A 12,104-nucleotide genomic window follows, 5' to 3' on the forward strand; every position below is an offset into this window, starting at 1 on the left:
GAGTCTGGGAGGGAGCCGGACCGGTCCCCTCAGCCTCGGGCGTCACCGGGGTAACAACACGGGCGTGCCGAAGACCCGGTCGCCACGATGCGAAGGAGCGAAGTTGCGGGTACACGACTCACTGATCGACCTGGTCGGAGACACCCCCCTGGTCCGTCTTCGGAAGGTCACCGAGGGGTTGGCCCCGACCATCCTGGCCAAGGTCGAGTACTTCAACCCGGGCGGTTCGGTCAAGGACCGCATCGCGCTGCGCATGGTGGAGGCGGCCGAGAAGAGCGGCGAGCTCAGGCCGGGTGGCACGATCGTCGAGCCCACCTCGGGCAACACCGGTATCGGCCTGGCCCTCGTGGCGCAGGAGAAGGGCTACCGCTGCGTCTTCGTCTGCCCCGACAAGGTCGGCCCGGACAAGCTGTCGGTCCTGCGCGCCTACGGGGCCGAGGTCGTGGTCTGCCCGACCACGGTCGCGCCCGAGCACCCCGAGTCCTACTACTCGGTCTCCGACCGCCTGGCGGCCGAGATCCCGGGGGCCTGGAAGCCCAACCAGTACGAGAACGAGAACAACCCGGAGTCGCACTACCACTCCACGGGTCCGGAGATCTGGGACCAGACCGAGGGCCGGATCACGCACTTCGTCGCGGGCATCGGCACCGGCGGCACGATCAGCGGCACCGGCCGGTTCCTCAAGGAGGCCTCGAAGGGCTCCGTCCAGGTCGTCGGCGCCGACCCCGAGGGTTCGGTGTACTCGGGGGGCAGCGGCCGTCCCTACCTGGTCGAGGGCGTGGGCGAGGACATCTGGCCCGGCACCTACGACACGGCGATCTGCGACGAGATCGTGCCGGTCAGCGACAAGGACTCCTTCCTCATGACCCGCCGCCTGGCCAAGGAGGAGGGCCTGCTGGTGGGCGGCTCCTGCGGCCTGGCGGTCGAGGCGGCCCTGCGGGTGGCCAGGGACGCCGGTCCCGACGACGTCATCGTGGTGCTCCTGCCCGACGGTGGCCGCGGCTACCTCGGCAAGATCTTCAACGACGAGTGGATGGCCGACTACGGCTTCCTGTCCGCCCAGACCGAGGAGGCCACCGCCGGACAGGTGCTCGCGGACAAGGAGGGCGAGATGCCCGACTTCGTGCACAGTCACCCGGACGAGACGGTCGGCACCGCCGTGGCGATCATGCGCGAGTACGGGGTCTCCCAGCTGCCCGTGATGAAGGAGGAGCCGCCGGTCATGGCCGCCGAGGTGGTCGGCTCCATCGCGGAGCGGGACCTCCTGGACGCCCTGTTCGACGGTCGGGCCGAGCTGGACGACCTGGTCGAGACGCACATGGGCAAGCCGCTGTCCACGGTGGGCACGGGCACACCGGTGAGCGACTGCGTGCGTCTGCTGCGCACCTCGGGCGCGCTGGTGGTGCTCCGTGACGGCAAGCCGGTGGGCATCCTCACCCGGCAGGACCTGCTGGCCCACCTGTCCGGCTGAGGCATCGTTCCCCCCGGGGTTCCGAACGAGGTTCGGGCCCCGGGGTTCACGTACCGGACACGGTGCCGCATACTCGGACACTGCTAATGTTCGCGTCAGTTCGTACTGGCCGGTAATAAGTAGGTGCACCCGTGTCGCGGCTCCTCAACTGGATCATCCGCTCCGCCTGGTCGTACGCGCGGAGCCACGGAGAGATCCGAGCCGACTCCAGGGCGGCCCGGAAGTTCGCGCGCTTCGGCGTCGGTTCCGCGATCGCCTTCCCCACGGCCACGCTCTACGGCGAGCCGTGGATCGAGATCGGCGTGCACACCGTCCTGGGCGGGGACATGACCCTCGCGGCCGGGATGGGTCCGGACTACGACCTCGGTGAGGGCACGGTCGTGCGCATCGGTTCGGGCTGCGCCATCGGCCGGGGGTCGCACATCGTGGCGCACCGCTCGGTGGACATCGGAGACCACGTGTACACGGGGCCCTACGTCTACATCACCGACCAGAACCACGCCTACGCCAACACGGAGATCCCCGTGGGGCTTCAGTGGCCCGTGGACGACCCGGTGAGCATCGGGGACGGGAGCTGGCTCGGTGCCAACAGCGTGATCCTGCCCGGAGTGCACCTGGGACGGAACTCCGTGGTGGCGGCCGGGACCGTCGTGCGGCCGGGCCGGTACCCCGACCACGCGGTGATCGCGGGCATCCCCGGGAAGGTCGTGCGCACCCACGACCAGGAGCTGGGCTGGGACCCGCCCCTGAGGGAGACCGGGACGCCGACCCGCGTCCCGACCCCGGTCTCCGGACTGCCCCCAGAGGTGCCCTCGGAGCCTCCCGAGCCGGGCTCCCCGACCCGCTTCCCCCCGGCCTGACCCGGGGCGAGACCCGCGGCCCGACGGGCGGGTGACCGCGCCTTCGGCGCCTCATCGGTCCCTCCCGTGGACGATTCGCTCGGCCCTTCCAAGGCCGGGCGCGGGCGGGGGAGCCGACGTACCACCGCCGTCCGGTGCGACCGGGATGCCGACGCGGGCCCCGGGCGGGGCGAGGAGCCCTTCCCCGCCGGGACCCGGGGCGGGGGAGAGCCCCACGGCGAGGGGTGACCACATCCTGAGATGTGCCTGTTGACAAAGGGTTCCGGCCCTGTTCTGGGCACTAGGCTGGACCCATGAAGTTCGACGGTTTTGAAACGCTGGCCATCCACGCGGGGCAGGAGCCGGACGCCGGTACCGGCGCCGTGGTTGTGCCGATCTACCAGACGAGTACCTACGCCCAGGACGGCGTCGGCGGGATGCGGCAGGGGTACGAGTACTCCCGCACCAGGAACCCCACGCGCACCGCGCTGGAGGAGTGCCTGGCGGCACTGGAGTCCGGGGCGCGCGGCCTCGCCTTCGCCTCCGGCATGGCGGCCGAGGACACCCTGCTGCGCGCGGTCCTCTCCCCGGGCGACCACGTCATCATTCCCGGTGACGCCTACGGCGGCACCTTCCGGCTCATCTCCAAGGTGGTCGAGCGCTGGGGCGTCAGCTGGGACGCCGTCGACCAGACCGACGTGGACGCGGTCCGTGACGCCATGCGCCCCAACACCAGGGTGGTGTGGACGGAGACGCCCACCAACCCGCTGCTGGGCATCACCGACATCGAGTCGGTCGCGCAGGTCGCCCACGACGGCGGCGCGCTGCACGTCGTGGACAACACCTTCGCCTCCCCCTACCTCCAGCGTCCGCTCACCCTGGGCGCCGACGTGGTCGTGCACTCCACGACCAAGTACATCGGCGGGCACTCCGACGTCGTCGGCGGCGCGCTGGTCGTGGCCGACGCGGAGCTGGGCGAGCGGCTGGCGTTCCACCAGAACACCATGGGCGCCATCCCGGGCCCGTTCGACTCCTGGCTGACGCTGCGCGGGGTCAAGACGCTGGGTGTCCGGATGGACCGCCACAGCGAGAACGCGGAGCGCGTGGTGGCGGCCCTGGAGGGGCACCCGGCGGTGCGCAGGGTCTACTACCCGGGCCTGGACAGCCACCCGGGGCACAAGATCGCCGAGCGGCAGATGCGTTCGTTCGGTGGCATGGTCTCCTTCGCGCTGCGTGACGGGGAGAAGGCCGCCCTGGAGCTGTGCGAGCGGACCAGGGTGTTCACCCTGGGTGAGTCGCTGGGCGGGGTGGAGTCCCTGATCGAGCACCCGGGGCGGATGACGCACGCGTCCACCGCGGGTTCCCCGCTGGAGGTGCCGGCCGACCTGGTCCGGATCTCCGTGGGCATCGAGTCCGGCGACGACCTCGTGGCGGACCTGACGCAGGCCCTCGAAGGCTGAGGTCCCCGGTCCGGGGCGCCCGCGTCGAGCCGCGCGGGTTCCCCGGCCGTGTGCCGGGCCCGTCGCGGCCTGTGCCTCGGTGGTGCTCGTCGGACGTGGGTCCGGTCAGACAGCGGTGGGGGTACGGCCGCTGTCCGGAAGCTCGCGCCGGTCGTCCCGGAAGCGCAGGCCGACGACGGCCCGGCTCGAACGGGAGAGTGCGCTGTGGTTGCCGCCCTGGCGCAGGGAACGGTAGGTGCCGTTGCGGTCCTGGCGCCGGATGCCGATGGAGACGGCGAGAAGGAACCCCGTGGCGAGGCCCAACAGGAGGAGTCCGGCGAGGATGAGGAGGGCGAAGGCGATGTTCATGGGGAGTGTCCTCTGAGTCGGTGGTCGTCAGTTCCTGGTCGGCCCCCTGGTGCACCGGGGGAGAGTAGGGCTGGGGTTCATCGGTCGCGGGTTCCTCTGGCGGTATGGGGCGGGTGGTCCTGGAGGGGTCTGCGCATGCGGGGGATCTCCGATTCGGGGCCTGGGCGCCCTGTACTGAGGGTCACCTTCCTTTAGGATGGGTTCAGGAAAACCAGTGGGACCTGTTCTGCTGGTTGAGCACTTAGCTTGTTGGTACAAGCTGTATACCCCTCCTAGGGCGGACTTATGCGGGCAGAGAGCAGATATCGACAGATCGCCCGTGTCCTGCGGCGGGAGATCCAGGACAGGAGCCTGCCGCTGGGCGGGCAACTCCCCTCGGAGAAGCAGCTGGAGGAGCGCTTCGAGGCCTCCCGCAACACGATCCGCCTCGCCCTGGGCATGCTGCGCAACCAGGGACTCATCGTGAGCAGGCCCGGACGCGGGCACTTCGTGCAGGACGTGGTCCCCGAGATCTTCTACGCCACCCGCAAGGCGGGCGGCCCCGACGGGCTCAACGAGTTCAACATGAGCGGACTGACCCTGGAGGAACTCCAGCTGCTCAGCGCCACCCCCGACATCGCCAGCCGACTCCGCGTCCCGGAGGGCGAGATGACGGTCGTCCGGCGGATGCACCGCTTCTCCGGTGAGCGTTCCGGGTCGATCAGCTCCGCGTACTACCCGGTGGACCTCGTCCAGGGCACCTCACTGATGGTCCCCGAGAACGTCGAGAGCGCCCTGACCGTCCTCCTGGAGCACGGGCACCGCCAGGTCGGGTACGTGGACGAGCTCGAGACCCGCATGCCCACCCCCCAGGAGGCGTCCGAGCTCGAACTCCCGCCCGGGGTCCCGGTCCTCAACGTCCACCGCACCGACTACTCCGACGACCGCCCCCTGCGCATCGTGCACACTGTCCACGCGGGGCACAGCATCCGCTACCAGTTCGAGCACGGCAACCTCCAGGCCTACTACCGGGACTGATCCAGCCAATGAGCGCGACGAAGAAGACCGTGGTCGCCGACTACCTGCGTGAGGCCCTGTCCAGGGGCGACTACCGTCCGGGCGACCGGCTGCCCGGCGAGGAGGAGCTCGCGGACGAGCTCGACGTCTCCCGTGCCACCGCGCGCCTGGGGATGCGCATCCTCCAGGACGAGGGGCGCGTCTCCATCCGCGTCGGCCGGGGCGCCTTCGTCGCGGACCACCACCCGGTCATGCACAAGGCCAGTCCGGACGGTTCCGACGACCCCGCCCGGTTCGACCTCGGCTACCACGACCGGCTGCGGCAGGCCGGGTACGGCAACATCGACGAGAAGGTCAAGGTCAGCCTGGACACCATGCGGCCGAAGGTGGCCAAGCGGCTGGTGGACGCGGCCGACGGGCGGGCGGCCAGCGGCGGACTGGTCGTGATCCGCTCCTCGGAGTACTACGTGGACGGCGGCCTGTGGCAGTCCCACGTCACCTACTTCCCGTTCGGGATCGCCAACAACACCCCCCTGATGTCGCCCGAGTACCTGGAGAACGGCATCGGCGCGGTCATGCGCGAGCTCGGCTTCCACGAGCAGTGGAACTGGGACGTCGTGGGCGCGCGGATGCCCTCCCAGGACGAGGCGGACGCCTTCGGGCTGGGACCCGGCCTGCCCCTGCTGGTCCAGGAACGGGTGACCTACGAGGGCCACCGCCCGCTGCGCTACACCGAGACGCTCATGCCCGCCAACCGCCACCAGCTCCTGTACGCGGGCGGCGACGCCCCGGACGACCTACCGGTCATGGACTCCGGCGTCAGCGTCTTCGAGCACTGACACGACATGCCCTAGGGGCGCCTCCGGAGGTACCGGTCGACGACCATCGGCCCCAGGGCGTCGGCTTCGGCGCCCACCACGCGCACGCCCCGGCGGCGTTCGAGCAGCTCCCGGAACTCCCGCAGCCGGGGGTCGTCCGCGAGCAGGAAGAACGTGATTCCGGCGCCCTCGGCGAGCGCGGCGTCGAGTTCGGCCGCCGTGAGCTCCACCGTGCGGGGTGCGGGCGGCCAGGCGAACCGGGCGTCCCCGTCGTCGCCCAGGTGCGCGGTGGGCTCCCCGTCGGTGACCACCAGGACCAGCGGCCGTAGCCCCCGGTGACGTCGCAGGTGCCGCCGGGCCAGGTGCAGCGCGTGCTGGAGGTTGGTGCCGGGGACGGGCCGCCAGTCGTGCTCCACCAGGTCGGCGGGGGTCATCTCGCGGGCGCGGTCGCCGAACCCGACCAACTGGATCCGGTCCTCGGGGTGCCGGGTCCGTACGAGGGTGTGCAGGGCCAGCGCGGTGCGGGTGGCGGCCTCGTGCAGGCCGCGCGTGGCCATCGAGTGGGACAGGTCCACCAGCAGGCACACGGCGGCGGCCCCGGCCGGTTCGGTCTCCGCGTACCGGAGGTCCTCCGCCCGCAGGGACGCGGCGGAACCGCCCTCGGCGGCGCGGCGGAGCATGGCCTCCCGCAGGGTCGCGACGGCGTCCAGGGCACGGTCCCGGCCGTCGTGGGCCAGGGTGGCCCCGGTGGGTTCGTCGCCCACGCCGTCACTGACCCGGTGGCCTCCGGGCGCCGCGCGACGGGCCGACTCGATCTCGCCCAGCGCCACCTCGCCCAGCCTGCGGAGCTCGCGCGGGGTGAGCCCGTGGTCGGCGGCGTCCAGCCGCTCCAGGTCCGCGGACGCGGCACCGCCCAGGGCGCCCCGGAGCGCACCGGTGTCCAGCCCTGACAGAGCGTCGCGCTCGCCCCCGGCGTAGCGGGTCAACGCCTCCTCGGCGGCGGTGAGCGCCTCCTGCGGGGCGCCCTCCTCGGAACGCTCACCGGCGATCATCTCCAGCAGGCGTCCAGCCGCCCGCACCGCCTCCTCCGGGGGCGGATCGGGCTCGGCCAGGGGGTCGGGGCCACCCATGTACTCCCGGTACCTGAACCTCATCAGAAGCGGTACACACCACCGTCGGGCACGGTGTCCTTGGACAGCCGCCGTTCGAGGTAGAGCCCCTCCAAGGCGAACTCGACCACGGCGGCGGCCAGCCCCGGCGTGGGCGGGCCGTCGACCGACTCGGGGGCGGCCCGCTCCAGGAGGCCGGACAGCCCGGGTACGGTCCCCACCCGGCGCAGCAGCTCGGCGGCGCCCACGAGGTCCCCGCTCTCCACGGTTCCGCCGCCCGCGAACCGGTCGCTGAGCGGTTCCAGGTCCGCCTCGCCCAGCCGGGCGCGGAAGGTCTCGGCCACCGCCCGGCGCAGCAGGGTCTCCAGGACCGACGCCTCGCGGCCCTCCGCCCCGGTCTCGAACTCCACCTTGCCCAAGAGCGGCGCGGCCACCCCGGACAGGTCGCAGACCCGGGCCACCGGGACCTCCTCCCCGGTCAGGGCGGCCCGCCGCAGCGCCGAGGCGGCCAGGGTCTCGGCGGCGGCCACCGAGAAGCGCACGGACACCCCCGAGCGCTGGTCCACCCGGTTGGAGGCGCGCACGAGGCGGGTGAAACGCGCCACGCTCTCCAGCAGGTGCGACGGGACGGTCGTGCCCGGGGGCAGGGCCGCCTCCTGCCGGATCAGCGCCAGCTCGTCGTCGAGGTCGGGCGGGTAGTGCGTGCGCACCTGGGCGCCGAACCGGTCCTTCAGCGGAGTGACGATCCGGCCCCGGCTCGTGTAGTCCTCGGGGTTGGCGCTGGCCACCAGCAGCAGGTCCAGGGGAAGGCGCAGGCTGTAGCCGCGCACCTGGAGGTCGCGTTCCTCCAGCACGTTGAAGAGGGCCACCTGGGCGCGCGCGGGCAGGTCGGGGAGTTCGTTCACGCAGAACACGCCCCGGTTGGCGCGCGGCAGCAGGCCGTAGTGGACCGTCTCGGGGTCGTCGAGGGAGCGGCCCTCGGCCAGCCGGGCCGGATCCACGTCACCGATCAGTTCCGTGGTGCCGGTGTCGGGGGTGGCCAGCTTCTCGCCGTAGCGGGCGTCGCGGTGCCGCCAGGCCACGGGGAGGTCGTCGCCCTCGGCCGCGCTCCGGCGCAGACAGGCGGGGCAGACCGGGGCGAAGGGGTGGTCGTTGACCGGGCAGCCCTCGACCACGGGGCTCCACTCGTCGAGGAGTCCGGCGACGGTGCGGATCAGCCGGGTCTTGCCCTGGCCGCGCTCGCCCAGCAGAACGATGTCGTGCCCCGCGATCAGCGCCCGTTCCAACTGCGGCAGCACGGAGTCGTCGAACCCGTGCACCCCGGGGAAGCGGGGGCGGCCCGCGGCCATCCGGGCCAGCAGGTTCTCTCGCACCTCCGCCGTGGTGGTGCGGCGGACGTGGCCGGACGCGCGCAGCGCGGCACGGGTGCGCGGGAGCCCGCTCGGAGCGGGTGCGGCATGGGTCACAAGGGGAGTGTAGGGCGTGCCCGGTTGTGCCGCCCGCCCTGGGAGGGGGAGGAACCGGGGGACACACGCCGGGGTCGGGGCGTTTGAGGGGCCACCAGGAGGAAAGCTCCTGTTGGGAGTCCGGATGGAAGAATGAGACGGCAAGGTTCCCAGGGACCGGTCCGCACGACCGGTGAAGGCGGGGGTGGCAGCTGGTGGCTAGGTTCGGCGATGCACTGACGACGGGGGCCGACCTCGTGAACGCGGCCGAGCGCGCCGCGCTTCAGGCCCTGGAGCAGATGGACGGCCCGGCCGACCTCGTCTGCTTCTTCGTCAGCGGGGCGGACCCGGACGAGGTCACGCTCGCCGGAAGGCGGGTCATGGAACTGACCGGCGACGCGCTCACGCTGGGGTGCAGCGCCACCGGCGTGGTCGGCGGCGGCCGGGGCGTGGAGGGGCAGGGCGCGGTCAGCGTGTGGTGCGCACGCCTGCCCGGGGTCGAGCTGACCCCTTTCCGGCTGGACACCGTGGTGGAGGGCGACCAGTTGGCGGTGGTGGGTATGCGTGAGCCGTCCCCGCGCGACCGGGCCGGGATCCTGTTCACCAACCCCTACGAGTTCCCCACCCAGGCGTTCGTTCGCGAGACGACGGCCGCCCTCGACGGTCTTCCGCTGGTCGGGGGCATGGCCGACGGGCTGCACGGCGAGGAGTCGGTCCGTCTGTTCTGCGAGGGCGACGTGGCCGACAACGGCGCCATCGGCGTGCTGATCGGCGGTGAGGGGGTGCTGGGCACGGTGGTCAGCCAGGGCTGCCGTCCGGTCGGACCGAGCATGACCATCACCAAGGCCGACGGCAACCTCGTGCTGGAACTGGCCGGGACCAACGCCTACGAGCGGTTGGAGACCCTCGTGGAGGAGCTCTCCGAGGAGGACCGTGAGCTGGCCTCGCGGGGGCTGCACATCGGGATCGCGATGGACGAGTACGCCGACCACCACGAACAGGGCGACTTCCTCATCCGCACCCTCAGCGAGGCCGATCCGGGGCTCGGGGCCCTGACCATCGACGAGATGGTGGAGGTCGGTCAGACCGTCCGCTTCCAGGTGCGCGACGCCAGCACGGCGGACGAGGACCTCGCCCGCAAACTGACGGAGTTCGGCGCCGAACACGCCGTGGGCGGGGGCCTGCTGTTCTCGTGCAACGGCCGGGGAGAGGCGCTGTTCTCGCAGTCCGACCACGACGTCCTCGCGGTCCGCCGGATCCTCGGCGTGGGTCCCGTGGCGGGCTTCTTCGCGGCGGGGGAGATCGGCCCGGTCGCCGGGGTGAACCACGTGCACGGCTTCACGGCCTGCCTGCTGGCCTTCGCCGCCTGAGAGCCGCCCAAGTCGGACTTTTACCCTCGGATCACCAACACCCTGACCAACCTGCTTGAGTGCGGGCACACCAGGGTGATTACTAAGAGTGACTAAATCGATCACTTTTTGTGTTTGGTGAGAGAAGGAACGATGGCCGACAACCGGCGTACGACCACGTCCCTCGTGGCCCTCGGGGTGTTCGCCCTGCTGGCTCCGCTGGCGACACCCACCGCCGCCCTGGCCGCGTCGGCCTGGCTGGAGCAGGACCTGTCCTCGGCGGACCGGATCGGGCTCACCCTGGACTCCGGTGGACTGCGCCTGAACACCGGGGACGCGACCGAGCGCCTCGGCGCCTCCCCGCGTCTGGACCCGGCCCAGCGCCGCGCGGGGCTCGCGACCTTCCCCGAACAGGAGCTGGAGGGAGCTACCGACACCCTCGACGTGGCCGTGCGCGTCACCGGTGACGCCGAGGAGGTGCTCACCGAGGCCCGGGGCGTGCGCGCCGACGGCATGTGGACCGAGTGGCACCCGACCGGTACCGGCGGAGGCCGGGTGACGCTGCCGGAGGCGGTCAGCGAGGTCCAGCTGAGGGTCGGGGTGGAGGCGACGGGCGCCTCGGCGTCACGGGAGCGGGACGATCGCACCGCGGTCACCGAGGTCAGCGTCCGCCCGGTCGAGGGCACCGGGACCCCTCCGGAGGACCCCCGGACCGGGGAGGCGGAGGGCTCCGGTGGGGGCTCCGCCGGAAGCACGGAGGAGGCGCGGGGCGACGACGTCCCGAAGCCGTTCTCCGCGCGCCTGTTCGCCACCCGCATCGGCCTGGTCGGCAACAAGACCGCCAACGGCCACACGGTCCGCACCGCCGACCAGTTCGCGGCACTGCCCTCGCGACGGGGCCTGTCCACCCGGGGAGGCGGAGAGTACACCGTCCGGGTGTGCAGCACCGGTGCTCTGGGGCCCGAGGCGAGCGGCGACACCGAGAACCACGTCCCGCGCTGCGCCTACCTGCCCGTGTGGGACGTCGGCCCCTGGAACATCACCGACGACCACTGGAACGACGACCGCGAGTCCTGGCGCGACCTGGACCGGGGGCGCCCCCAGGCCCAGGCCGCCTACACCGAGAACCACAACAACGGCCTGGACGGGTTCGGCCGCCGGGTGCTCAATCCGGCGGGGATCGACCTCGCGGACGGCGCGTTCAACGAGGGGCTCCAGCTGCCCACCAACGGGTGGGTGCGGGTCGACTACCTCTGGACAGCCGAGTACCGGGCCCGCGCCGAGATCACCACGGCCAGCGGCACCGATCCGGTGGTCGTGCGGGAGGGGCCGGGCACCGCGTTCGACACCGCCGGCCTGGCCGCGCACAAGGCCAACGTGGACGTGGCCTGCCGCACCACCGGCGACCGGGCCACCGGGCCCACCGGCGTCTCGGACGTCTGGTACCGCATCGGTGAGGGCCACTACGTCCCGGCGGCCTTCGCGGAGGGCGGGACGGACGCCCCCGTCTGCCGGACGCGCTAGCGGGACCACGGGTACGACGCACACACGACAGGGGCGGCCGGAGCCGCCCCTGTCGTCCTGCTCATACGCGCCTGGTCCACCCGGTGGCCGTACGGCGGCGTGTCACATGCCGCTGTAGGGAACCGCCTCGATGATCTCGACACCGAGGCTCTTGCCGTTGGGCAGGTTGTAGCTGACGGTCTCGCCGACGGGCTTGCCGTTGATGGCGGAACCGAGCGGGGACTTGGGGGAGTACACGTCGATGGGGGAGCCGCTCTCCTCACGCGAGGCGAGCAGGAAGGTGACCTCCTCCTCGTCGCCGTCGAACTTGACGGTGACGGTCATACCGGGGCCGACCACGCCTTCGGTGCGGGGCGCTTCGCCGACCCTCGCCGTGCGCAGGATCTCGGTGAGCTGGAGGATGCGGGCCTCCATCTTGCCCTGTTCCTCCTTGGCGGCGTGGTAGCCGCCGTTCTCCTTCAGGTCGCCCTCTTCACGGGCGGCCTCGATCTTCTCCGCGATCTCGATGCGCCCGGGCCCCGACAGGTGGTCCAGCTCTCCCTTGAGCCGGTCATACGCCTCCTGGGTGAGCCAGGTGACGTTGTCATCGCGGGTCTGGGTCACGGGAACTCCTTGTGTACTAGTAGCAATGGCCACCAGGCGGCCAGAGCTGAACTCACGAGAATATCACCGTGCGCGATCGCGCACCGGTGACGCGGTTCTCGGGGGCTCCGTTCCGGTACCTGTGCCGAACAGGGGGGAAGGC

General features: G+C 71.9%; 11 protein-coding genes. 7 read left to right on the plus strand and 4 right to left on the minus strand.

What is annotated here, in order from left to right:
• Positions 1 to 103: 103 nt before the first annotated feature.
• From ACRWK8_RS18900 to ACRWK8_RS18910, 3 genes are all read left to right on the plus strand, one after another.
• A complete protein-coding gene (locus tag ACRWK8_RS18900; RefSeq protein ID WP_378745343.1) occupies positions 104 to 1,471 on the plus strand; it encodes a cystathionine beta-synthase in 1,368 nt (455 codons plus the stop codon).
• A 131-nt stretch (positions 1,472 to 1,602) separates the two neighbouring features.
• Positions 1,603 to 2,331 (plus strand): acyltransferase, encoded by a 729-nt coding sequence (locus tag ACRWK8_RS18905; RefSeq protein WP_378745350.1) that lies wholly within the window; start codon positions 1,603 to 1,605, stop codon positions 2,329 to 2,331.
• A 293-nt stretch (positions 2,332 to 2,624) separates the two neighbouring features.
• Entirely contained in the window at positions 2,625 to 3,770 is a 1,146-nt protein-coding gene (locus ACRWK8_RS18910; protein WP_378745357.1) for a cystathionine gamma-synthase, read from the plus strand.
• A gap of 105 nt (positions 3,771 to 3,875) precedes the next feature.
• On the opposite strand, the gene ACRWK8_RS18915 is transcribed toward ACRWK8_RS18910, so the two are convergent.
• Positions 3,876 to 4,118, minus strand: a complete 243-nt coding sequence (locus ACRWK8_RS18915; protein ID WP_378745363.1) for a hypothetical protein — start codon at positions 4,116 to 4,118, stop codon at positions 3,876 to 3,878.
• A gap of 285 nt (positions 4,119 to 4,403) precedes the next feature.
• Here ACRWK8_RS18915 and ACRWK8_RS18920 point away from each other — a divergent pair, with 285 nt between their 5' ends.
• Together ACRWK8_RS18920 and ACRWK8_RS18925 are read left to right on the plus strand one after the other, a co-directional pair.
• Positions 4,404 to 5,135: a GntR family transcriptional regulator gene (locus ACRWK8_RS18920; protein WP_378745371.1), complete on the plus strand. Its 732-nt coding sequence runs from the start codon at positions 4,404 to 4,406 to the stop codon at positions 5,133 to 5,135.
• Positions 5,136 to 5,143: 8 nt separating this feature from the next.
• Entirely contained in the window at positions 5,144 to 5,953 is an 810-nt protein-coding gene (locus ACRWK8_RS18925) for a GntR family transcriptional regulator (protein WP_431871894.1), read from the plus strand.
• Between the two features lie 11 nt (positions 5,954 to 5,964).
• On the opposite strand, the gene ACRWK8_RS18930 is transcribed toward ACRWK8_RS18925, so the two are convergent.
• A complete protein-coding gene (locus ACRWK8_RS18930) occupies positions 5,965 to 7,086 on the minus strand; it encodes a VWA domain-containing protein (RefSeq protein ID WP_431871896.1) in 1,122 nt (373 codons plus the stop codon).
• Positions 7,086 to 8,507: a sigma 54-interacting transcriptional regulator gene (locus ACRWK8_RS18935; protein WP_431871898.1), complete on the minus strand. Its 1,422-nt coding sequence runs from the start codon at positions 8,505 to 8,507 to the stop codon at positions 7,086 to 7,088. Before ACRWK8_RS18935 ends, ACRWK8_RS18930 begins: the two co-directional genes overlap by 1 nt.
• 194 nt (positions 8,508 to 8,701) lie before the next feature.
• Between ACRWK8_RS18935 and ACRWK8_RS18940 the strand changes: the two genes are divergently transcribed.
• Together ACRWK8_RS18940 and ACRWK8_RS18945 are read left to right on the plus strand one after the other, a co-directional pair.
• Positions 8,702 to 9,856 (plus strand): FIST signal transduction protein, encoded by a 1,155-nt coding sequence (locus tag ACRWK8_RS18940; RefSeq protein WP_378745405.1) that lies wholly within the window; start codon positions 8,702 to 8,704, stop codon positions 9,854 to 9,856.
• Between the two features lie 132 nt (positions 9,857 to 9,988).
• Positions 9,989 to 11,359: a DUF8814 domain-containing protein gene (locus ACRWK8_RS18945; protein WP_431871900.1), complete on the plus strand. Its 1,371-nt coding sequence runs from the start codon at positions 9,989 to 9,991 to the stop codon at positions 11,357 to 11,359.
• Positions 11,360 to 11,461: 102 nt separating this feature from the next.
• On the opposite strand, the gene greA is transcribed toward ACRWK8_RS18945, so the two are convergent.
• Entirely contained in the window at positions 11,462 to 11,962 is a 501-nt protein-coding gene (gene greA, locus ACRWK8_RS18950) for a transcription elongation factor GreA (protein WP_378745420.1), read from the minus strand.
• Positions 11,963 to 12,104: the final 142 nt, after the last annotated feature.

The organism is Nocardiopsis eucommiae (assembly GCF_965344335.1).
Classification (GTDB): Bacteria; Actinomycetota; Actinomycetes; order Streptosporangiales; family Streptosporangiaceae; genus Nocardiopsis; species Nocardiopsis eucommiae.

Excerpts from the sequence above, each read along its gene's own strand:
- ACRWK8_RS18915 (WP_378745363.1), bottom strand. The coding sequence starts at position 4,118 with ATGAACATCGCCTTCGCCCTCCTCATCCTCGCCGGACTCCTCCTGTTG.
- ACRWK8_RS18910 (WP_378745357.1), top strand. The coding sequence starts at position 2,625 with ATGAAGTTCGACGGTTTTGAAACGCTGGCCATCCACGCGGGGCAGGAG.
- ACRWK8_RS18920 (WP_378745371.1), top strand. The coding sequence starts at position 4,404 with ATGCGGGCAGAGAGCAGATATCGACAGATCGCCCGTGTCCTGCGGCGG.
- ACRWK8_RS18930 (WP_431871896.1), bottom strand. The coding sequence starts at position 7,086 with ATGAGGTTCAGGTACCGGGAGTACATGGGTGGCCCCGACCCCCTGGCC.
- ACRWK8_RS18945 (WP_431871900.1), top strand. The coding sequence starts at position 9,989 with ATGGCCGACAACCGGCGTACGACCACGTCCCTCGTGGCCCTCGGGGTG.
- ACRWK8_RS18925 (WP_431871894.1), top strand. The coding sequence starts at position 5,144 with ATGAGCGCGACGAAGAAGACCGTGGTCGCCGACTACCTGCGTGAGGCC.